The 21,960-nt window shown below is 37.5% G+C and carries 18 protein-coding genes and 1 pseudogene; 14 read left to right on the forward strand and 5 right to left on the reverse strand.

Annotated features, from left to right (window positions below; translation table 11 throughout):
• The first annotated feature begins 182 nt into the window (after positions 1-182).
• A complete protein-coding gene (locus tag ACFODW_RS07105) occupies positions 183-1,574 on the forward strand; it encodes an NAD-dependent succinate-semialdehyde dehydrogenase (protein ID WP_390304709.1) in 1,392 nt (463 codons plus the stop codon).
• Between the two features lie 139 nt (positions 1,575-1,713).
• Here ACFODW_RS07105 and ACFODW_RS07110 read toward each other — a convergent pair whose 3' ends face one another.
• Positions 1,714-1,992 carry an IS3 family transposase gene (locus tag ACFODW_RS07110; RefSeq protein WP_390304712.1) on the reverse strand — a complete coding sequence of 93 codons (279 nt, stop codon included), beginning with the start codon at positions 1,990-1,992 and terminating at the stop codon, positions 1,714-1,716.
• 298 nt (positions 1,993-2,290) lie between these two features.
• Here ACFODW_RS07110 and ACFODW_RS07115 point away from each other — a divergent pair, with 298 nt between their 5' ends.
• The gene (locus ACFODW_RS07115) at positions 2,291-3,058 is read left to right on the forward strand and encodes a hypothetical protein (RefSeq protein WP_390304714.1); all 768 of its coding nucleotides are present in this window, start codon (positions 2,291-2,293) and stop codon (positions 3,056-3,058) included.
• A 729-nt stretch (positions 3,059-3,787) separates the two neighbouring features.
• Here the strand turns inward: ACFODW_RS07115 and ACFODW_RS07120 are convergent.
• A complete protein-coding gene (locus ACFODW_RS07120) occupies positions 3,788-4,336 on the reverse strand; it encodes a helix-turn-helix domain-containing protein (protein WP_390304717.1) in 549 nt (182 codons plus the stop codon).
• 414 nt (positions 4,337-4,750) lie between these two features.
• Here ACFODW_RS07120 and ACFODW_RS07125 point away from each other — a divergent pair, with 414 nt between their 5' ends.
• From ACFODW_RS07125 to brnQ, 6 genes are all read left to right on the forward strand, one after another.
• Entirely contained in the window at positions 4,751-5,017 is a 267-nt protein-coding gene (locus ACFODW_RS07125; protein WP_390304719.1) for a (2Fe-2S)-binding protein, read from the forward strand.
• Between the two features lie 3 nt (positions 5,018-5,020).
• Positions 5,021-5,359 carry a (2Fe-2S)-binding protein gene (locus ACFODW_RS07130; protein ID WP_390304721.1) on the forward strand — a complete coding sequence of 113 codons (339 nt, stop codon included), beginning with the start codon at positions 5,021-5,023 and terminating at the stop codon, positions 5,357-5,359.
• Positions 5,352-6,560, forward strand: coding sequence for an NAD(P)/FAD-dependent oxidoreductase (locus ACFODW_RS07135; protein ID WP_390304723.1), 1,209 nt, complete (start codon positions 5,352-5,354; stop codon positions 6,558-6,560). The genes ACFODW_RS07130 and ACFODW_RS07135 overlap by 8 nt, the downstream gene beginning before the upstream one ends.
• 38 nt (positions 6,561-6,598) lie before the next feature.
• Positions 6,599-7,780: an NAD(P)/FAD-dependent oxidoreductase gene (locus tag ACFODW_RS07140; protein WP_390304725.1), complete on the forward strand. Its 1,182-nt coding sequence runs from the start codon at positions 6,599-6,601 to the stop codon at positions 7,778-7,780.
• Positions 7,781-7,879: 99 nt separating this feature from the next.
• A complete protein-coding gene (locus ACFODW_RS07145; RefSeq protein WP_390304727.1) occupies positions 7,880-8,857 on the forward strand; it encodes an ornithine cyclodeaminase family protein in 978 nt (325 codons plus the stop codon).
• Positions 8,858-9,008: 151 nt separating this feature from the next.
• Complete coding sequence (gene brnQ / locus ACFODW_RS07150; protein ID WP_390304729.1) at positions 9,009-10,364, forward strand: branched-chain amino acid transport system II carrier protein; 1,356 nt, start codon at positions 9,009-9,011, stop codon at positions 10,362-10,364.
• A gap of 89 nt (positions 10,365-10,453) precedes the next feature.
• Here brnQ and ACFODW_RS07155 read toward each other — a convergent pair.
• A pseudogene (locus tag ACFODW_RS07155) lies at positions 10,454-10,552 on the reverse strand (SAM-dependent methyltransferase); the annotation flags it as partial.
• Positions 10,553-10,566: 14 nt separating this feature from the next.
• On the opposite strand from ACFODW_RS07155, the gene ACFODW_RS07160 reads away from it, so the two are divergent.
• From ACFODW_RS07160 to ACFODW_RS07175, 4 genes are all read left to right on the forward strand, one after another.
• A complete protein-coding gene (locus ACFODW_RS07160) occupies positions 10,567-10,809 on the forward strand; it encodes a hypothetical protein (protein ID WP_390304732.1) in 243 nt (80 codons plus the stop codon).
• Between the two features lie 1,372 nt (positions 10,810-12,181).
• Complete coding sequence (locus ACFODW_RS07165; RefSeq protein WP_390304735.1) at positions 12,182-13,309, forward strand: FAD-dependent monooxygenase; 1,128 nt, start codon at positions 12,182-12,184, stop codon at positions 13,307-13,309.
• 197 nt (positions 13,310-13,506) lie between these two features.
• The gene (locus ACFODW_RS07170) at positions 13,507-14,439 is read left to right on the forward strand and encodes an alpha/beta hydrolase (RefSeq protein ID WP_390304737.1); all 933 of its coding nucleotides are present in this window, start codon (positions 13,507-13,509) and stop codon (positions 14,437-14,439) included.
• Positions 14,440-14,890: 451 nt separating this feature from the next.
• Complete coding sequence (locus ACFODW_RS07175; RefSeq protein WP_390304739.1) at positions 14,891-16,150, forward strand: MFS transporter; 1,260 nt, start codon at positions 14,891-14,893, stop codon at positions 16,148-16,150.
• A gap of 210 nt (positions 16,151-16,360) precedes the next feature.
• On the opposite strand, the gene ACFODW_RS18330 is transcribed toward ACFODW_RS07175, so the two are convergent.
• On the reverse strand, positions 16,361-16,522 hold the full coding sequence (locus tag ACFODW_RS18330; RefSeq protein ID WP_449366028.1) for a helix-turn-helix domain-containing protein: 162 nt from the start codon (positions 16,520-16,522) through the stop codon (positions 16,361-16,363).
• Between the two features lie 478 nt (positions 16,523-17,000).
• Positions 17,001-17,852 carry a MurR/RpiR family transcriptional regulator gene (locus tag ACFODW_RS07185; RefSeq protein ID WP_390304741.1) on the reverse strand — a complete coding sequence of 284 codons (852 nt, stop codon included), beginning with the start codon at positions 17,850-17,852 and terminating at the stop codon, positions 17,001-17,003.
• Between the two features lie 299 nt (positions 17,853-18,151).
• On the opposite strand from ACFODW_RS07185, the gene ACFODW_RS07190 reads away from it, so the two are divergent.
• Positions 18,152-20,239, forward strand: a complete 2,088-nt coding sequence (locus ACFODW_RS07190) for a hydantoinase/oxoprolinase family protein (protein WP_390304743.1) — start codon at positions 18,152-18,154, stop codon at positions 20,237-20,239.
• Entirely contained in the window at positions 20,220-21,959 is a 1,740-nt protein-coding gene (locus tag ACFODW_RS07195) for a hydantoinase B/oxoprolinase family protein (protein ID WP_390304745.1), read from the forward strand. Before ACFODW_RS07190 ends, ACFODW_RS07195 begins: the two co-directional genes overlap by 20 nt.
• Position 21,960 lies beyond the last annotated feature (1 nt).

Here is a 21,960-nt window from a genome sequence, read left to right on the forward strand (position 1 = left end):
GATTTGGTTTAAATGGGGTTGAACATATGGATGAATTTCCTTAGTCTATCCTGCTAACTCAATGGTGAGCAATGTAAGAAGAGTCTCGACTTTTGATCTAATTTATTATCAGAAAAACGTAATATTATTTGGTTAAATTTGAGTAATAAATAAGAGTCATAAGAAAAGGAAGGAGTATTGATATGAAACTCAAGATAAAAAACCCTGCTACTGGGCAACTTGTTCAGGAAGTACCTATCAATACAGAAGAAGAGATTCAACAAAAATTAAAAAGGGGGCATGAGAGTTTTAACAATTGGTTTAAAGTTAATGCCCATTATCGTTCAAAGTTATTAAAAAAATGGTCAAATAAAGTGCAAGGAGCAAAAGAAGAGATTGCTAAAACAATTACTCTAGAAAGTGGAAAGCCAATTCAGGAATCACTTAATGAAGTCGATTATGCAACAAGTTATATAGATTGGTATGCTGAAGAGGCTAAGAGAATCTATGGACGTACAATACCGGCTAATTCTGAATCGAAACGCGTTATTGTGACGCGTCAGCCGGTTGGACTTGTTGCTGCTATTACACCTTGGAATTTTCCAGCAGCAATGATGACTCGGAAAGCGGCGCCAGCCCTAGCTGCAGGTTGTACATTTATCATTAAACCGGCTGAAAACACCCCATTAACAACGATAAAGTTGGTTCAATTAGCACATGAAGCCGGAATTCCAGAAGATGTTGTTCAATATGTGAATGGGTATGGAAATGAAGTTGGAAAACTATTTACAGCTAGTACTTATGTTAAAAAAATCACGTTTACAGGATCGACAACTGTTGGCAAATTGCTCATGAAGGATAGTGCAGACACGGTAAAACACATATCTTTGGAATTAGGAGGGCATGCACCACTGATTATCTCGGAGGACGCTGACATTGATTTTGCCGTATCACAGACAATAGCCTCGAAGTTCAGAAATGCTGGCCAAACCTGTATTTGCGTTAATCGTGTATTAGTTCACGAAAATATAGTTGATGAATTTTCCGAAAAACTAACAAAAGAAGTAGTAAAATTAAAGGTTGGTAATGGATTAGAAAAAGACATAAACATAGGCCCAATTATTAATGAAAAAGGTTTTGATAAAATCATTTATCAAATAAACGATGCGATGCAAAAGGGAGCAGAAGTGCTTTGCGGGAATAACTACAATGCCAATAGGGATGCCGGTTGTTTCTTTATTCATCCCACTGTATTAAAAAATGTTAATGAAAATATGGCTATCATGCAAGAAGAGACCTTTGGGCCTGTTATCCCACTTACTACATTTAAAGAAATAGAAGAAGCAGTAGAAATCGCTAATAGTACTCCCTATGGCCTTGCAGCTTATTTTTTTACCAATGATTACAGAACAGGAGCTTATTTCCATGAGAACTTAGATTTCGGAATAGTTAGTTGGAATGATGGTGCTCCATCTGCGGCACACACACCATTTGGTGGTATGAAAGAAAGCGGATTAGGACGAGAAGGTGGAATCGAAGGAATTGAGTCTTATCTAGAGACAAAGTATTTGTCAATTGGGGGATTGAAAAAGTAGTTATTAATAGTACAATTATTTTACCGTACGAAAATCAAATAAATCTGTGAAGTATGGACGCACGGATATAAACCCATCACTCCCATAGATTATAAAAAAGCCCTAGAGTGAGGTGACCCCTAAAAGTTAGAGTTTTATATCAAGCAGTTAATTGGCTGTTGTGAAGACGGTACTGAACCGGACTCATACCGGCCAATTTCTGTTTAATACGATTGTTATTGTAATAATTGATGTAAGACTCGATATCCCTTTTTAAATCTTCGTAAGTGCGAAGAGACTCTCCATGGTACATTTCCTGCTTCATTAGTCCAAAGAAATTCTTCATCGGTGAATTATTGATGCAGTTTCCTTTCCGAGACATTGGAACACGTTGTGTTCTTTTAGAGTTCTGCCCCATTTCCTGTGCTGATAATGCCATCCTTGATCAGAGTGTATAGTTGTCCGGTACTTGATTTTAACCATTTGGAGGACGTCTTTCAGTGGCTTCATCACTAGACCTAGTGTCGGGCGCATACTAATTCCGTATGAAAGGATCTCTCCGTGATACATATGAGGTATAAAATTTATTATCTCTTCAAAGCAATTCTATATAAAGGAATTATTTCTCTAAAAAAGAAACCTTCTAAATCGAACCATCAAAGAAGCGAGTGAAGATTTACAGTTAAATGAGTGATTGACATAGGATAAATTTTTAAACAATTGGAAGGGGAAATAACGTGAGAGTGCTAGATTGTTCAACAGTTGACACAGCTTTAAAGTCTTTATGTGAATTGCTTAGAACTGACGAAGCAACTTTAGATATGTATATTGAGAGTAATAAGTACAGAGTAACTAATAAAGATAAATGCTGGTATTATGATAACCTCAAAATTGAAGAGGTATTAGACTTTTTTAATTTACGTAAAGATGAAATTCTTCCTGATAAATTACTTATGTTTCATCTTACTTCTGGAATTGATGATAGGAGCTTTCGACAGTATGGAATCTTGAACTTACAATCTATAATTAAAAATGATATTTTATCTTCTTTTTTTACTGCTTCGGGGGTTAAAATTCAATATGAGGAAGGTTCGGCACCATTAATTCATTTTAAGGGAAAAGTTTTCGAAGATGAGATGCTTTTTCATCGTTTTAACTCAGATAGATGTATTAACGGTTTTTTGATTAAGGAAGATGCTGAAAGTAATTCAAATGTAGGACATATTAGAGAATGCCCTGAATTTATATGGGATATTAGCAAACTTATTCAGCTGCCTGGGTTGATTGGAAAATGGAAAGAAAGTGCCAAATCAATGAAAATGTCACTCCTAGTGAACTTTGAAGATATCAATTATTTTGAACCTGCGGAATATGTAATAAAGGCAGTAGAATATGTTTTATTTAAAAAGACAAATTATTGGGACCCTGACCAGAATTTTATGGTTTTCTTAAATGAAGAAGTTTGTATTTCACCTGAAAATATAACCCAGATAGATGAACTCTAAAATAGTGAATGCATTTTTGTGGCCTATAGCACAAGACTTTGTTGCATGCTTTATTACTCAAAATTGGTCACAGAAAAAATATAAAAGCGTATTTTAAAATATTGATTTAACAAGTGACAATCACTCAAAATGCTCATATGACAGCTTTTATATAATTCGCTACCATGATTAGGGGTTAAGACGTAAGGGGCGGCATGATGTGATAACGCCCAAAACCCTTTCAACATAGGGTTTGAGAACAATTTGACTGGATTTTGACTGGTTTTAAAAAACGTTTGCTAAATCTAGGTCCTCTCAAGAGTTTATAAACTATTGAGGGGATTTTCTTTTAATAGGTGACCGGTAAGATAAGCTATAAATAATCTATTAGGATAGAGGGAGACACTGTTAGCCGGTTCTTTTAATAATTCGTCGTGTAATTAGCCGAACGATCAAACTGGTCCAGTTTGGTGATGACTAATGTATATCCGAGTCAGCTAATCGATTGATGAGCTCATTGAATTTTTTCACCTTCCTCGCTTAGCCCCTGTTACAAAATCCTGGTAAGTTTCCTCGCACCATTCTTGTTACGAGGTTGAATCTTTCCTTCTAAATCTTGATTACTGGTTGATCCCCTCGCGTACCCAAATTTCATAGCATTACGCTTGATAATTAACCATTTCTTTATTCTTAAGTATTTTGATGAGTAACAGACTATTCCCTGATTGCTGGAAATATTAATCACAGCTTTTATTCGCTAGAGTTAGTAGTACTAACAAATAAAAACTTAATAGGGTTTTCAGTTTTATTGAACCAATTGTGAGGTTTACTTGAATCTAAGTGAATACTATCTCCAGAATAAAGATCATACTCGTTTTCATCCAAAATAATAGTTAATGTCCCATCTATAACATAAATAAACTCTTGACCTTCGTGTGAAAAGGGGATGCCTCTTTTATCGCCTGGCAGTAATGTGACTAGGACAGGAACAAATAAAGGATTGGAAACATTCCCGGAAAGGTCAGAATAAGTAAAAGATTGTTTTTGTATGGTTTGCTCGTCACTTGCTCTTCTTATCATGCCTTCGTCAACTTGTATATTATCAGGAAAAAAATAGCTTGGACTCACTTCAAGAGCTTCGGAGATTTTCTTAAAAGACAATAATGTTATAGAACAAAGTGAACGCTCTACTTGTGATAAAAAACTTATAGATAAATTTGTTTTTTCCGAAACTTCTTTTAGTGTCATTTTTCTTTCTTTTCTTAGGCTTTTAATTAAACTTCCTATTTCTTCATTCATGAGTACACCTCAAAATCAGTATATGTTCAATTAATCTTAGTGTTGTTATTTAACCAAATTATATAGGAATACAGAAATAATTAAAACACGAGGGTGTAAAGATTACAAAGAAGATCGAGGGATGATACAGCATAGCTCATAATGGATACTTTGCATAAAACAGCATAAGTATTTGAATTTTAAGGAAACATAAAGTATAATTTCAGTAACACTTAAATTTCACACATGATAGCTTTTAAAAACTCTAATTAACAAGAGAATATATATTTTTTTGTTTAATAATTTCAGTGTCACTGTAACTTGGTAGCGCTTACTAAAATCAACCTTTCTCTTAAGGTATAGTTTCTGCCATAAAGATACTAATATTTTGCGAATACTAGTTTTTACTAAGAGTAAACCGATGGAGGCTTAATAATGAATAAGGATGAATTGATCATATGTAGGTGTGAAGAAGTGAATTATCAAACTTTAAGAGTTACAGCTCAAAAATACCAATGTACATCCAGAGAGTTGAAACTACGAACACGGGCAGGCATGGGGTACTGTGGGGGGAGATCATGCCGTCCAATGGTGGACAAAATTCCGAATTCAAAAGAAAGTAAGCAAGATCGCACATATATATCACTGAAATATCAACCACCTGTTCGACCAATGAGGTTTGAAGATTTAGGGGAGGAATAGGGAATGACGCGAAGAATCTTAGACCACCCTATATTGGGAAGAATTGAAGACTCTAATTATGTATCTTTTCAATTTGATGAAGTAACTTACCAAGGAATAGAGAATGAGTCATTGGCTGCTGCGTTGTTAGCTAATGGCATTCGAAAGCTACGTTATCATGAAGAAAGTGGAAGAGCTAGAGGAGTTTATTGTAATATTGGTCATTGCTATGAGTGTAGGGTTACTGTAGACGGAAGGCCAGGGGTTAGAGCATGTTTAACACCTGTTAAGGAAGGGATGGTTGTCGAAAGTGGCAAATCTATACCTTCTAGAGAAGGAAGGGTGATGGCTGAGGATGAATAAGTCAATCATTATAGGAGCGGGGCCCGCAGGACTTACCGCAGCTGCGACTTGTGCAGAAAATGGAATGAACGTCCTGGTTATTGACGAGTACATGAGAACTGGAGGCCGGTTGCTGGGACAACTATATGAAGAACCAGATGGTAGTTGGTGGAATGGAATTAAAGAGTCACGCAATCTATATGAAAAAGCCGTTGAGCTAGGAGTTGAATTTCGCTTGAATACTCCGGTCAATAATTTGGAAAATGATAGCGGCGTTTGGACTATTTATACTGAGCAAGAAATTTTTCAAACCGAACATCTATTATTAGCAACTGGAGCGGCAGAGTCTCCAATTCCTATTCCTGGGTGGACGTTGCCAGGAGTTATGTCGGTGGGGGCAGCCCAAGTGATGACAAATGTTCATCGTGTTCAACCTGGCGATCGAGGAATTATTATTGGCGTGAATGTCTTGTCTGCTGCAATCGCAATGGAATTAAGTTTAGCAAATATAGAAGTAGTTTCACTAGCTTTACCAGAGAAAAACCTTATCACTCAAGAAACCGCGAATCCAAAAGAGGTTATGAAATCTCTGCTACATGTATCTCATATGGCTCCCTCTAGGTTCGCTCGCTGGGGTAGTAGACTTATGAAGAACAGTTTTATGCAAACGTTAGGAGTTAATTTCTATCCTAAGAGTGGAGTGAAAATGTGGAACATTCCAGTGCAACTTAGAAAAGCTGTTACAGAAATTTATGGTGACGATAAAGTAGAAGGAGTCAAACTAGCTACGATTAATGCCAAAGGAGAGATTGTTCCGGGAAGTGAAGAAAATATTGCTTTAGACTTTGTGTGTATTGCAGGAGGGTTATACCCTCTGGCCGAATTAGCTGCTGTCGCAGGGTGCCCGTTCTATTTGGTAGAAGAATTAGGTGGCTATGTTCCATTACATAATGAAAGAATGGAAACTCCTCTGCAAGGGCTTTATGTCGCAGGTAATATCACCGGTATTGAAGGAGCCAAAGTTGCTACTTCTCAAGGAAGAACTGCCGGGTTATCTATGGTTTGTCACGCCACGGACAATCAACTGGAGGATGAGGTTCAATACTCTATAAAACAAACTTCTAAAACTAGAGAGGAAGCTCATATACAATTTCATCCGGAAATAGATAAAGGACATACAAAGATTTTAAATCAATGGAAATCTTATCATTCGGAAGAGTGAGTGAGAGGGGTATTTTATAACACCAGGGAGGAATTGATTTGGCAAATAATCGTTATTGCGACGTTGTAGTAATCGGAGGCGGTATTGTCGGTTCGGCTATCGCGTATTATTGTTCGAAGTCTGGATTGGATATTACCCTTCTGGAAAAGAAAGAGTTGGCTAGTGGTACGTCTTCTAAATGTGACGGCAATATCTTGGCAGTTGACAAAGATCCAGGTTTTGATAGTCAGATGTCTTTGAAAAGCCAAAATCTGGTTCATAAATTAAAAGAGGAACTCGAGATTCCGTTTGACTATAGGAATCCTGGCAGTGTGTTGGTTTGTGAAAACGAATTGGAAATGGAGACTGCGCAGCGATGGGTTGACCAACAACAAGAAGCGGGGCTGGATTTCAGGATGTTAGACCGAGAGGATTTACGTAATGAGTCATCTTATTTAGCTGATGATCTTTTCGGAGGTCTGGAATGCCGGACTGATTCTATAGTAAATCCCTACATGTTGACATATGCAATGGGGGAAGAGGCAAAAAAGTTCGGGGCGAAAATACATACTCATACGGAAGTGAAAAATCTATATAAAAATCAAAAAAAGATATTTGTTTTAGAAACCAACAACGGTACTTTCACTGCAAACAAAGTAGTGAATGCATGTGGGGCGTGGGCTCCATATATCGGAGAAATGTTAGACATAAATATTCCCATTAAACCACGAAAAGGGCATGTCATCGTCGCCTCAAGACAGAAGACTGTTGCGACTAGGAATGTCATGGAATTTGGTTATCTTATATCAAAATTTGGTGGAGAGAGGCAGGTAGACCCAATTACTGAGAAGTATGGAGCTGCTCTAGTGTTTGAACCTACCGCAAGCCAAAATTTTTTAGTAGGAAGTAGTCGTCAATTTAATGGTTATGATACAAAAGTAGATCATGATGTTGTAAAGCACATAGCCAAAAGAGCGGTACGCTTCTTCCCTAAGATAAGAGATATGACCGTAATTAGAACATATGCCGGGCTCCGCCCGTGGACGATCGATCACCTTCCTATCATCTCACATGTAGAGGAGGTTCCAGGATTCTATATAGCAGCTGGACACGAAGGAGACGGAATTAGTTTAGCTGCTATCACAGGTAAAGTAATCGAAGAGATGATAAATGGGGTCGAAACCTCTATACCTACTGAACCTCTTCGTTATGATCGTTTTAGTATGGAAGAGAGAGTATGACTACATTTATTTCTATGAAGGAAGAGTTTTCTTTACATTATTGTAACTGTAGAACTTATTTAAAAAGTATTAGTGACTGTGAAAGAGAGGATGGTACAAGTGTTAATTTTAACTGCTGAAGAACAGAAGAAACTTATAGATATGAATGAGGTGATTGATTACGTAGCTGTAGCATTAAAAGAGTTTTCATCAGGGCGAACAGTAACTCCTATACGTGCTGCCTTGCCGTTTCGGAAAGGAGAGAACACATCCCTTGTTATGCCTTCGGTAGCTGAAGAGCTTGAAAGCGTAGGGGTAAAAGTCGTAACTGTAGCTCCTAATAACAAAAAAATAGGTAAGAAAACGATTAATGGAGTTGTCATGCTTTCTGACTTTGAAACGGGGGAGCCTATATCTCTATTAGAAGGATCCCATTTGACAATGGTTAGAACTGGTGCTTTGTCAGGGGTAGCTACCAAATATTTATCTCGTGAAGACTCAAAAAAACTATGTGTTATTGGTACGGGGGAGCAAGCGAAAGGCCTCGTTGCTTCTGTATTGGCTGTACGTGAGATAGAGGAAATTTTGCTATACAACCGAACAGCTCAAAAGGCACAAGAATTCGCTGAATATCTCAAAGAAAACTTTCATAAGAGCGTGCACGTATATACGAATCCTAATGAGGCCGTAAATGATGCTGATATTATTGTTACAACCACAAATTCTTCAACTCCTGTATTTTCACAAGAGTTAAGGCCAGGCGTGCACGTAAATGCTGTTGGATCATTCAGGCCAACGATGCAAGAATTGCCTTCTCATGCTGTATCTTCTGCAGACAAGGTGGTAGTAGAAGCGATAGAAGCTGCTTTAGAAGAAACGGGTGATTTGTTAGTACCCATCCAAGAAGGTGTTTTTAATTCAGAGGACATTTATGGAGAACTAGGAAGAATAGCCAATGGTGAATTGAAAGGAAGAAATAGTGATAAAGAGATAACGGTATTTGAATCGGTAGGAGTAGCTGTGGTTGACATCATCGTAGCCCAATACATTTATGACAAAGCTGTAAAGAATAATGTAGGAACGACAATTCAGTTTTAAATTCGATACCCTAATGATAAGTGGCGAAAATCATTCAAAAAGATGACTTGAGAAGGTGTTTTTTTCTATAATCCCCTCCATATTCATTCAAAAAATGTAAGCGGTTTAAGTTTGGAGTATTAGATATAAAAAATGAAGGAGGAATTGGTGAATGAACGATTCATTGCCATTTTCAAAAATTTTAATTATAGGTCTTATGCTTTTTGCTATGTTTTTGGGAGCCGGAAATGTCATCTTCGCACCAATAGTTGGACAGCAAGCAGGAACAAATACTTGGATTGCTATGACAGGATTTTTAATAACAGGTGTAGGGCTCGTTCTTTTAGCAATTGTGGCCCTAACACGTGGCGGAGGAACAGTAGAAAAATTGGCTAGCAGAGTGCATCCTAAGTTTGCGGTGGTATTCTCAGTTCTCCTTTTTTTAGCGCTTGGCCCTTTCTATGTCATCCCAAGAACAACTTCTGTGGTTTATGAGATAGCGATAAAACCTGTTATAGGAACTGAAAACACAGCGATATATTTATTCGTTTTCTCCTTTTTATTTCTTCTGTTCACTATACTTCTATCTTGGAATACAACAAAATTTGTAGATCGTTTAGGGAAAATCATAACCCCTATATTCGGAGTTTTGCTGTTGGTCTTGGTGATAAAATCTATTGCTACACCAATGGGTAGTCTAGGTTCTCCTCAAGGAGAATACGTAAGTGGAATCTTTTTGAAGGGTTTCACCCAAGGGTATTATACTATGGATGTTTTAGCTGCCTTTGTATTTGGCGGTATTTTCATTAAGTCGATTAAGGGGTTAGGTATAAAATCAGAAAAAGAAGTTTCAAAGTTATTTGTAAAAGCAGGGTTGATTACAACTGTTGGTTTAGTAGCTCTTCAAGTATCTATGGCTTGGATCGGCGCCACAAGTATAGACGCAATCGGTTATAAAGAAAACGGAGGAGAAGTATTAGCACAAAGCTCAGAATACTTGCTTGGCCAGGCGGGCATATATGTAATTGGGCTGGTTATCCTTCTAACTGGAGTGACTACTAACGTTGCTTGTTTAGGGGCTGTTTCTGAGTACTTCGAAAAAATCCAAGCGTCTGTGTCCTATAAGAAGTGGTTAATAGTATTTGGAGTATTAAGCTTAGTTTTTACCAATTTTGGGCTAAATACTATTTTGACTATGGCTTCTCCGGTTCTTTTGCTTTTATACCCATTAGCTATAGCACTAATCGGATTAATATTTGCTAATAACATATTTGGAGGTCATCAAGGAGTATATGTTGGGACAATAACGGGAGTAGGTATTGTAGCAATACTGGATGCTTTAAAAGAAGCAGGTATAGCCCCAGGAACAATCAATAGTTATTTCATGTTCATACCTTTTTTTGAAAATGGAGCTGGGTGGATTGTGACTGGTTTAGTAGGGTTTGCTGTAGGTCTTATGATAGCGAAGGGCAAAAGAGAACCTACTACTTTAATTAATAACGCTGGACAAGAAGTGAAAGATGCTTAGTTTGGATAATGATAAGTAAAACAGAATCGGGCTTCTTCTTTTGCTTTTTTTGCTTGTGCTTTAATATGCTGATTCGTATTTTGCACAATTTTCTTCTCTTTTGCTACCATGGCACTTCCATAGCCTGTTCCACACACGAGGTCTAGAACTCTACCCTTTACATAAGGAGTGGAAAAAGTGTACCTTGACTCTCAAGGAAGCCATGAGAACAAAAGCTTTTTGGCTCATTCTCTTCTGTTATAGTGTACCCGCTTTGGTTAACACTGGAGTTACATTCCACCTTGTATCTATTGCAGATGGGAAAGGACTAGGAGATTCCGTTGCAGCTTTGGTTCTATCTATGACGGCAATTATCGGATTTTCGGTAACTTTTTTTGTCGGTTATCTGTGGATCGAGTACCTGTTCATTATTTATCAGCCATTACATTTGGCGGACAAGTTATAGCTTTATTCGTGCTTTTACAAGTCAGTTCATGGACCGGTGCGGTTATTTACGGAGTGATTTGGGGCAGTGTTAATGGGTTTGTGCGAATTGTGTGAAGTATCGTGAGGCCTAATTATTTTGGAAGAAAACATTTAGGAAGTATCAAAGGTTTGGCGCAGACTGTAATGGTGTTAGGTTCAGCATTTGGTTGGAATCTTTTATGATTGGTTTGGTGGGTATCAGGAAATTCTATGGGTTATGATTGCCCCACCGTTATTAGCTGATATTTTCTCTCTGCTTTCGCCTAAACCTTCTTATTCAAGTTAAGGTCCATTTTCTTATAGTCTGAAACTTAGGTGATGTTTTGAGTGACTGGATTATGACTGGATACTGTTCATAATGTATTGAAACTTATTATGTTTAATCAATTTATTTGCTAACGGAAACCTTGAGATAGTAAGGTTCTGTGGGCCTTATTATTTTCCTGTTAACTAGCCGAGTGAATAGGCGGCATGATGTAAGGTCTCCCTTGCATTTTCTCCATACGTAACAGAGCAACCAAACAAAAGAGCCTACTTCCTTTATAGGGGGAGTAGGCTCTCAGCTTGTAGAGAAACCCCGTGTTTTTCTACAAGCTCAATGTCTTTCGTATTGGAGAGTGACTTTTTGATTTTGTGTTCGGTATTGGCGGTGACTTGTAGTTAAAGTTCTCTACGGGCTAAGGAGTAAAGGCAGATAAAAGAGCCACTATCCCCGCTAGAATGGTTTCTGATGCTGATAGGGTGTAATTAATGGTGTCGGAAGTTGTCAGCGAAACGATTGCAAAAAGCAATGAGACTGAAAGGAATAGTCATGGTGTGTGGGGTCTATTAAACCTCGCTATATAAAGAACCCGGTAAAACTTAAACGAAGTCCTAGAAGTATTTCTAGAGAAAGGGGAGACTTTTGTTAAATATGTACTAACGTACTTGCGCAATGAACACAAGTCCATTGATGGGTTAGCCGTCATTTCCAATTGAATGCTATGACCTGAGTCTTTTTTCTCTCAGATTGCAAAGGGAAAAGGGTAAATCCTTCTTTTTAAATTTTCTTTAGCGGAATCTATTTTTGTCGATCACTTTTTGGAAATTTCTTCTAAAAAATGATCAAAAGGCACCCGGGTATTCTTCCTACTTTTCTATGCTTATAACATTACTTTCTGCTTAGTATATCTTATATTAAAAATCGAGAAACCAGTCACATAGCACCATCGTTTAGTGTAGTCTTTTAGGATTATTCCCTATGTTTTCAGAAAAATATCGTTTGAATTTTGAACTTTTATATTGTTAACATTTACTTCAGATTCACAAATGTACTCTTAAGTACAAAATTTTAAGTGGAGAGGAAGTTGTTTATGCGTATAGTAGACAAAAAAATATCTGAGTTAAAAGTTGCTATTATCGGAGGAGGAATTGGGGGTGCAGCAGCTGCAGTTGCTTTGCGAAATGAAGGTATTCATGCAGAAGTTTATGAGCAAGCCCCCGTTTTAGCAGAGGTTGGGGCTGGCATTGGTTTACGTTCACCAACGGTCCAGTATTTTAAGGATTGGGGAATTTACGAACAGGTTGCAAAGAAAAGCTGTCAAAGTGACTACATGGAAATCCTTGCAGGAAATGGTGAAGTCAAAATCAAGGAAAATTGGCCTGCTTTAACGGATAACCCAAAAGAAAGATGGGCAAGATTGATTCATCGAGCCGATCTATTAGACACTTTTTTGTCGCAAATACCATCTGATTCCATTCATTTAAACCACCGCTGTAAATCAATCAGTCATCATGAAAATTATGTAGAAGTTCATTTTGAGAACGGTCACTCCATAGAAGCAGATTTAGTTATTGGAGCTGACGGCATCCGTTCCCTTATTCGTTCAAAGTTAATCAGTGAGGATAAGCCTGTTTACTCTGGATTCCATGCTTATCGGACAATCGTAAATAAAGAAAATGCATTTAATATGGCATCTGACGCCAATATCTTACAAATTTATGTGGATGGTCAAGTACAGGTATATTTAATGCCGCTACAAGATAGAAAACAAGTTTCAGTTGATGTAACAGCTCCTTCTTCGGATGAGTCATGGCGCCCAAAAGTGGCGAAAGAAGAAATTCTTAACCACTTAAAATGCTTTGATCCGAAAATCCAACGAATTGTAGAAAACCTAAATATTGAAGACTTCACTTGTCGACCGCTATATGATATTAAACCGCTCGAACGTTGGAGCTTTGGTTGCGTCACATTACTAGGGGACGCGGCACATGCCATGCTCCACAATGTAGGGCAAGGTGCAAACCAGGCGATTCAAGACGGAGGCGCATTGGCTGTGGCACTACGTGAATCCAATACAGTTACAGAAGCGTTACAAAAATATGAGACACGAAGAAAGCCAATTACAACGAAATATCAACAATTATCACGTATTTTCCCATCAGAAGAAGCTGAAACAGCTTTTCCAGAAAAAGAACACTTTGAAAAAATACTCAATTAATCTATTAATCACGCAATCAAGCATTCCTTATTACAGACAATGATAATAACCAACCAGCTTAGAAACTTGCTGGGCACGCACACATATAATATTGGCCTCAATATATTTTTTGATGTTCGAATATTGGTATTATTAACAATCTTACAAATAAAGGAGTCGTTCAGCTAAAATACTGAAAAATTAGGAGGTTCTCACAGATGCCAGTACATCCCGAAATAAAAAAAGTTTTGGACTCTATTCCACAGTCCGATGCTAAACAGAAAATTATACCAGAAGAAGCCAGAGAAAGTATGAATGCACCTACAGTGCCACCCGAAAAGCGGGTACAGGTTCATGGGGTGGATGACATTACAGTTTCAACTTCGGAAGCAGATATACCGGTACGAATTTATACACCAAAGGAAAAAGATTCCTATCCCATTCTTATGTATTTCCATGGTGGAGCATTTTTCTCGGGAAATTTAGAAAGTCATGATGAAGTTGTTCGTCCGATCTGCATGGAGTCCGGCTATAAAGTCATTTCTGTTGATTACCGTCTTGCTCCTGAACACCCATTTCCGGCTGCATTAGAAGATTGCTACAATGTCACAAAATGGGCAGCAGAACATGGGGATGAATTAAAGTGGGATGGTAAGAACCTTGCAGTGGCAGGGGATAGTGCAGGAGGTAACTTAGCAGCTGCTCTGTCTCTAATGGCTCGTGACAAAAAGGAATTCACCCTAACAAAGCAAGTTTTATACTATCCATCCTTAGACCTTGACGTCAGTGAATTTCGGTACCCATCGTTAGTGGAAAATGGTAAGGGCTATTTCGTGGAAAGTGATCAATTGGCTGAATTCAACTTCTTTTATTTATTAGGAGACGTAGATACCGATAATCCGCTTGTCTCACCAATTCGAGAAAAAGATTTGAAAAACCTCCCTTCTGCATTTGTCGTCACAGCAGAATATGATCCAATGCGGGATGAAGGGGAACTATTTGCGGAGAATTTAAAAGAATCTGGTGTACATGTAAAAACAAAAAGATATGAAGGTGTCACTCATGGATTCCTAGGCAAATTCACTCATCTTGATGAGTATAGAAACATTTACCAGCGTACAGGTGCTTTTTTAAATGAAAAATTAGACTAAACAATCGTACTTTATACAGCTGAGCTACGCCGAGGGAGTTTATAAAGAATTGGGGCACGGCACCTTTGATAATACGGCCTCCCATAAAATGGTCTCGGTAGGCTTTAATAAACTATCTCTATGTTAATGAGGGGGTAGCCTCCATAGAGGCTATCCTACTCAATTTTAATTATTACTCTTGTAGGATATTTTAAGTACACATTACTCAAAGCTAGCCACAATCATCATTACACTCGACATTGTTATTAAGAGCCGGAATGGATCTATCGTTAACACGAACCCTCCATAAAAAAGAAGGGACCTATCCAATTGTTGAAGCAAACATATAACTCGGCAAATGGAGAGCCACAGTTTCAACAAGATGCTTAACACCAGATAATGAGGATAATGAAGAAGAACAGTTTGAAGCCAGTGGAACTTTGGCGCTTCGAAAGATTCAGGAGGGGACATTATGAATAAGGGGAAACTCTGGACAAAGGAATTTACACTAGTATCCTTGATTAATTTTTTAATCATGATGGTATATTTTTCATTAATAGTAACAATTGCTCCTTATACTGTAGAAGAATTCAATGTTTCTACAAGTATTGCTGGGCTCGTATCAGGTATTTTTATTATTGGTTCTTTGATTGGACGTTTAATAACAGGAAGAATTATTCAAGATAAAGGCAGTAAGAAAATTTTGTTGGTTGGACTCATTTTCTTCATCATCACTACAGCATTATACTATACAGCTATTAATTTACCATTATTACTTATTAGTAGACTTTTACATGGGATTGCTGTAGGAGTTGCTAGTACTGCGGCCGGAACGATTGTTGCTCAAGTCATTCCTAGAAAGCGACAAGGAGAAGGAATTAGTTATTTTAGTATGACCGCTATATTAGGCTCTGCTATTGGTCCATTTATAGGCATGCTTTTTATGCGTAATTCCGACTTTGCAATGATCTTGTTATTTAATTTAATTCTAGCTATTATTTGCCTGGTCATCTCATTTACTATGAATATCCCTATGTATCAACTGTCTAACAAAAATCAAGATAAAGGGGCAAAAGGATTAAAACTCTCCCATTTCATTGAACCAAATGCAGTACCCATCTCGTTTGTAGCGCTTATCATTGGTTTCGCTTATTCTGGTATTATGTCTTTTCTGTCTATTTATACTGAGGAGATTCAATTAGTAGAAGCTGGGGGACTTTTCTTTCCAGTATATGCCATTTTTGTTTTAATCTTAAGACCTTTTACGGGGAAATGGATGGATCAAAAAGGGCCAAATATCATAGTATATCCATGTCTTATTATTTTTGCTCTTGGCATGCTGTTATTTAGTCAGGCAGATCAAGGAGTGACTTTATTAGTAGCTGCTGTTCTTATTGGTTTAGGTTATGGCAACTTTATTTCCGTAGTTCAAGCAATTGCTATAAAAGAGACCCCACCTGATAGAGTAGGATTGGCTACTTCTACTTATTTTATTTCATATGAATCAGGACTTGGTGTAGGACCTTTCTTACTCGGATTCCTCATTCCAATTACAGGATACCGTGGTTTATTCTTGGCGATGGTCTTTGTGATTCTAGTATCAATTTTACTTTACTACATTCTACATGGAAAAAAGGAAAGAGTATCCAGTCAAAGTAGAGAAAAAAAAAAGCTAATTAGTAAAAAATTAATTTCATATAATCTTCCGCAATCAGGTGCTTCAATTGAATAAGATTTTTTAAAGCTGATCACAAATTAGAAATCAGTAATCATAACTTAAAAGTTTTGATTCTAAGAATGATAATTTATTATATAGAATCTGTGTTCGAGAATAAAAAACAAAATTCAATTGAAATTAAATTAAGTATCCGTAACTGCCCTTACATATAATGAGCAAGAGTAAAGTTGAAGTTCCATATATGATTTTAGATAGATAGTACACTCATCTATTAGATAGGTAGAGATAAAAAGTAGCCCGACTTACCCCAGCAGCATCCAATATCTCTTGAATACTATATTGCTTACTATCATACATACGAAAGGCCATATCCAACTTGGATTGGTCTTTTATGTAGATTTTGATCTTTGGTACTGACCCGCGCATAGCCAAATGACATTTTTGGGCCCCCTTTTGATAACTTTTATATGATCAAAAAGATTAAAGTAAGTACATATTGAAACTTTTATTTTGAGACGACTTTTGAAACTAGAATTCAGTCTATATTTAGGGATTTTTAAGAGCTTCAAATGATTTAAAGGATTGTATCAAAAACGAACGTTTATTAAATTTATAGGAAGATAAGTTGAAAGAGGGAAAAGGACTCCGTCCGGGGAGCCCTCACATATTCATACATTAATATATATTACCAAGTTGAAAATGATCAAGCGACAACTGTATGGTCGTGTCGGCATCAGACTGCTTAGAAAGCGATTAATGTTTCGACTTTAAGAGATATCTAACAAGCCAATCAAGAGAAAATTGTGACTATCACCAAAAGTACGTAAGAGCCAGTTTTATTTGTGGAAAACTGTTTAGTCTAGTGTATCAAAAAAAGCGGGATGAGATATTTGTATCTTTCCCATTAAGTTGTTATATTTTTGTCTGTTAATAGTTTGTTTAATTTATTCAGTTGTTTGATCGAGTGTTTGGATGTTCGTTGGCCAATTTCGATTACTAAGGCCTCGATCAGTGTGATAACTGGTACGATGGAATACTGAACATCACTAGACTTGATTGGCAAAATATACGTTGCATAACTCGATATAGAACACGAAAGATGGTCGGTGATCAAAATAATCGGAATGTCTTGTTTGTGACAATAGTCGGCAATGTCTAATGTTAATGTCGTGTATGGAGATAAAGCAATAATGACCAAGACATTATTTTTATCAAGGTGTAAGATTCGATCATAAATAAAGTCACTATCATAGCTAAGTTGCCGTACATTTGGATAGAACTCTGAAAGCATATATTCAAAATAATACGTTGCCGCTTTAGAAGTCCTTAATCCAAGAAGGTTCACAGTGGACGACTTGATGATTAAATCAACGGCTTTATCGAAGTTATCGATTAATTGTTGACTCATACTCTGATCCAGTAATGTCAAAATTTCATTCCATGTTTGATTAAGGGTTCCATCTTTCACACCTGCATGAGTGAGCGACTTTTCTAGATGCCACCATGTAGGTTTTGTAGATTCTATCGTGAAATAATGAAATTGTTTTTTGAAGTCATTATAACTATCATACCCAGCTTTCTTCATAAACCTCATCACTGTTGTTTGTCCTACTCCAATTCTTTTAGCTAGCTCGGTGATCGATAGCACGCTTAACTCCTGATAGTTTTCAATTATATAATTACATACAATTTGTTGTTTTTTAGGGAGATTGTTCTTTATGGAAATTAAATGATTCAGGATGCTCTCATTACTCATTCTATCTTCAACCCTTTCTAAGGAGGTCAATTTTCTTTAGAAAAATCGAGCTTAATATAATCATTGTAGTGTGAAAAGGGGAAAATTTAAACCTTTTTATTTAATAAAAGGATTGATTTTTCCTTTTTGTGTGCTAAAATCAATAATATCAAATTATTTAAACCATTTGTAAAAGAAAGAAGATTAAACATTAAGGTTTATGTGCCTTAACGATTTATTCACTTTTCGTTTGTAAGCGCTTTACGAATGGTTGAGTAAAAGTAGACAAATTCATTAAGTTGAAAGGGGATTATACTGTTATGTATCGCATTGGAGTAGATACTGGTGGAACGTTTACAGATGTTTCATTGATTGAAGAAAAGACGGGGAAATCGTATGTTACCAAAGTTCCATCAACACCAAGTAAGCCTTCTGTAGCTGTATTAAATGGTGTTGAACAGATTGTTAAAGAGGTTGGCATTGATACAAAAGATTTATCCTTTTTTATTCATGGTACAACGGTTGCGACGAATGCGCTGCTGGAAGAAAAAGGGGTAAATACAGCACTGTTAACAACAAAAGGGTTCAAAGATGTCTTGCAAATTGGAAGACAAACTCGTCCGAAGTTATACGATTTTCGTGCGCGCAAGTCAAATCCTCTTGTACCTAGGAATTTACGTTTTGAATTGGATGAACGTATCGAAGCAAATGGAAACGTTTTAAAAGAGATTAGTCGAGTTGAGCTGAAGAAGCTAGCTGCGTTACTTAAAGAAAATAAGATTGAATCATTAGCGGTATGCTTGATTAATTCCTATATAAACGCTTCACATGAACAAGAAGTGAAACGTATTCTTAACGAGCTAGTCCCAGAAGTTTCCATCACGCTATCTTGTGAAATTTTACCGGAATTTAGAGAATATGAACGCACCAGTACGTCTGTTGCGAATGCCTATGTCTTACCAAAAATGAAGCATTATTTAAAGCATTTAGATGACAGTATCAAGGAAATGGAAATACCTAGTAACCTATATGTTATGCAATCAAATGGTGGGGTTATCAGTGCGGATACAGCCATGAATATGCCTGTACGTACGATGTTGTCTGGACCGGCAGGTGGAGTGTTAGCTGGGTGTATCGTTGCTAAAAACACAGCCTATAAAAATATCATTACAATTGATATGGGAGGAACAAGCTTAGATACTGCCCTAATTGAGAACGAGGAACCACAATATACAACGGTGAGTGAAATTGATGGTCGTCCTATAAAAGTGCCGATGGTGGAGATGCATACGATCGGATCTGGTGGGGGAAGTATAGCTTGGATTGATGCAGGTGGGGCGTTAAGAGTAGGTCCACATAGTGCTGGTGCTGATCCTGGTCCAGTTTGTTACGGAAAAGGTGGAACAGAGCCAACCGTAAGTGATGCGAATGTAATTTTAGGAAGATTGAATCCAGATTCCATTTTAGGTGGAAGAATGAAAATGGATGTGGAATCTGCACGTAAAGCAATGAAAGAAAAAATTGCGGCTCCTTTAGGAATCACTGTCGAAGAAGCGGCTGAAGGTGTTTTGCGAGTGATTAATGCCAACATGGTTCGAGGAATTCGAGTTATATCCATAGAGAAAGGGCATGATTCACGTAACTTCTCCTTAATGGCTTTTGGTGGAGCAGGACCTCTACATGCGGTGGATATTGCTAAAGAGCTTGGATCAAAGGAAGTAATTATTCCTCCAAGTCCTGGGATTGCTTGTGCAATGGGAATGTTGATGGCAGATGTACGCCATGATTACGTTCAAACCTATTCTACTAAACTGTCGGCACTAGATTTTAATAAGGTGAATGAAATAGTAGACTCTCTTGCTGCTGAAGCGAAACAAGATTTAGAAAACGAGGGGTTTGCAGAGGATGATATTGAACTAGAAGCTAGTTTAGATCTTCGTTACATCCGTCAAGCATATGAAATTAATGTACCTATTCATGATCTGAAAGTAACGGAAAGTTCGTTAGCAAAAGCGACTAACCTGTTCCATGAAATTCATGAAAGAGTATATGGTTTTAACCGTAAAGGAGAAGAACTTGAATTAATTAATGTTCGATTAATTGGAAATGGAAAAATAAAAGAAGTGTCCACTGATCGAGAAGAGCTTTTAACAGATGGAAAGGTTGAAAAAATCGGAGAACGTGATATTTATTTCAATGATTCATTTGTTACTACCCCAATCTATGAGCGTACTAGTATGAATAGCAGTGTATCTATTACAGGGCCTGCGGTTATTGAACAATTAGATTCAACCATCATTATTCATCCAGATCAAAAAGTTACTACAGATCACACAGGAAATTTAATCATTGATCTTGCTGTCGAACAAACAAGGGAGGAAGTTCAGTATGAGTATTCAAAAAATTGATGGGGTAACCCTTGAGGTAATGAAAAATGCGTTTCACACTATTGCAGAAGAGATGGGGATAACCCTCATTCGAACAGCGATATCCACTAATATAAAAGACAGAATGGACTGTTCCACTGCCATTTATACAAAAGAGGGAGAACTAGTAGCACAAGCAGAGCATGTTCCGCTTCATTTAGGCTTGATGCCATCGGTTGTGAAGGAAGTATTGAAGATTTTCCCAACATACGAATTAAAACGAGGAGATGCAATCTTAATCAATGATCCTTACATCAGTGGGTCCCATCTTCCGGATATTTTTATGATCAGTCCAATTTTTTATGAGGATGAGCTTGTAGCCCTAGCTGCAAATATTGCTCACCATGTGGATGTAGGAGGTTTAGTCCCAGGAAGTATGTCTGTTAAAGCAACGGAAATTTTCCAAGAAGGGTTAAGACTTCCAGGCGTACGAATTGTAAGAGAAGGAATCATTGATAATGAAGTGCTTCGATTAATTGAGAAAAATGTTCGAACAGGTAGAGAAGTTGTCGGTGATATTTACGCGCAATTAGCAGCAAATAATGTTGCGGAAAAAAGAATGATTGATCTCATTGATCGTTATTCGTTAGATCATGTTTTTGCAAGTATGAAAGAAATTATGGACTATTCTGCTCGTAGAATGAAAGCAGCTATAAGCAAAGTTCCAAATGGAAGTTACAAGTTTGAGGACGTCATTGAAGGTGACGGGATCACGGACGACTTGATCAACGTAAAAGTAAACGTCCATATTAGTGATGAGGAAATTGAAGTTGATTTTACAGGTTCTTCTAAGCAGGCGAAAGGTCCAGTTAACTCTACGCATGGTGTGACTAATGCATGTGTGTACTATGCACTCAAATCGGTTTTAGATTCAGAAGTGCCCCCCAATAGTGGAACCTATCGCAGTATTAAAATTGTTGCACCGAAAGGGACGATTGTGAATCCTAATTTCCCTGCAGCGGTATCCAACGCAAATGTCAATACGTCTCAACGTATTACGGACACAATTTTTGGTGCGATTGCGCAAATTCTTCCTGAAGAATCCATGTCAGCTTGTGCGGGGACGATGAATGGATTTGCCATTGGTGGATTTAATTCCGAGGAAGATGAGTATTTCTCCTATGTAGAAACATATGGCGGAGGACAAGGTGGACTCATTGATTTAGATGGGATGGATGGGGTTCATACCAATATGACGAATACACTAAATACACCTGTAGAAGTGATTGAACAAACTTACCCATTACTCGTTAACCGATATAGTTTAGTGGATGGTAGCGGTGGCCCAGGAAAACATCGGGGTGGTCTTGGATTAATGCGTGATATCAAACTATTAGGTGATGACTTCACGGTTACGTTAATGTCGGATCGTCAGAAGCTATCTCCTTGGGGACTTTTTGGTGGAGACGGTGGTCAAAATTCCGCTTGTACGTTAGTTACACCAGAAGGCGAGCGTGAAGAATTATCTTCTAAGGTCACGATTACAGCACCTAGGGGAAGTTCAATTATTCTATCGACATCTGGAGGTGGTGGTTACGGTTCCTCGTATGAAAGAGATCCAGAGGCTGTTTTACAGGACGTCATACTAGGTAATATTACACTAGAGCAAGCAAAGGATCAGTATGGTGTTGTTATTGATGCGGAGGATCGTGCGGTTAATCAGACAGAAACAGATTGTATAAGAGGTAGTGTAGAGGCGTAGA

Source organism: Virgibacillus sediminis, assembly GCF_042643265.1.
GTDB classification, from domain to species: Bacteria; Bacillota; Bacilli; order Bacillales; family Amphibacillaceae; genus Virgibacillus_O; species Virgibacillus_O sediminis.

Bases quoted from the DNA above. Each gene is read 5' to 3' on its own strand.
- ACFODW_RS07105 (WP_390304709.1), top strand. From the start codon at position 183: ATGAAACTCAAGATAAAAAACCCTGCTACTGGGCAACTTGTTCAGGAA.
- ACFODW_RS07110 (WP_390304712.1), bottom strand. From the start codon at position 1,992: ATGGCATTATCAGCACAGGAAATGGGGCAGAACTCTAAAAGAACACAA.
- ACFODW_RS07120 (WP_390304717.1), bottom strand. From the start codon at position 4,336: ATGAATGAAGAAATAGGAAGTTTAATTAAAAGCCTAAGAAAAGAAAGA.
- ACFODW_RS07125 (WP_390304719.1), top strand. From the start codon at position 4,751: ATGAATAAGGATGAATTGATCATATGTAGGTGTGAAGAAGTGAATTAT.
- ACFODW_RS07130 (WP_390304721.1), top strand. From the start codon at position 5,021: ATGACGCGAAGAATCTTAGACCACCCTATATTGGGAAGAATTGAAGAC.
- ACFODW_RS07135 (WP_390304723.1), top strand. From the start codon at position 5,352: ATGAATAAGTCAATCATTATAGGAGCGGGGCCCGCAGGACTTACCGCA.
- brnQ (WP_390304729.1), top strand. From the start codon at position 9,009: ATGAACGATTCATTGCCATTTTCAAAAATTTTAATTATAGGTCTTATG.
- ACFODW_RS07160 (WP_390304732.1), top strand. From the start codon at position 10,567: ATGAGAACAAAAGCTTTTTGGCTCATTCTCTTCTGTTATAGTGTACCC.
- ACFODW_RS07165 (WP_390304735.1), top strand. From the start codon at position 12,182: ATGCGTATAGTAGACAAAAAAATATCTGAGTTAAAAGTTGCTATTATC.
- ACFODW_RS07170 (WP_390304737.1), top strand. From the start codon at position 13,507: ATGCCAGTACATCCCGAAATAAAAAAAGTTTTGGACTCTATTCCACAG.
- ACFODW_RS07175 (WP_390304739.1), top strand. From the start codon at position 14,891: ATGAATAAGGGGAAACTCTGGACAAAGGAATTTACACTAGTATCCTTG.
- ACFODW_RS18330 (WP_449366028.1), bottom strand. From the start codon at position 16,522: ATGCGCGGGTCAGTACCAAAGATCAAAATCTACATAAAAGACCAATCC.
- ACFODW_RS07185 (WP_390304741.1), bottom strand. From the start codon at position 17,852: ATGAGTAATGAGAGCATCCTGAATCATTTAATTTCCATAAAGAACAAT.
- ACFODW_RS07190 (WP_390304743.1), top strand. From the start codon at position 18,152: ATGTATCGCATTGGAGTAGATACTGGTGGAACGTTTACAGATGTTTCA.
- ACFODW_RS07195 (WP_390304745.1), top strand. From the start codon at position 20,220: ATGAGTATTCAAAAAATTGATGGGGTAACCCTTGAGGTAATGAAAAAT.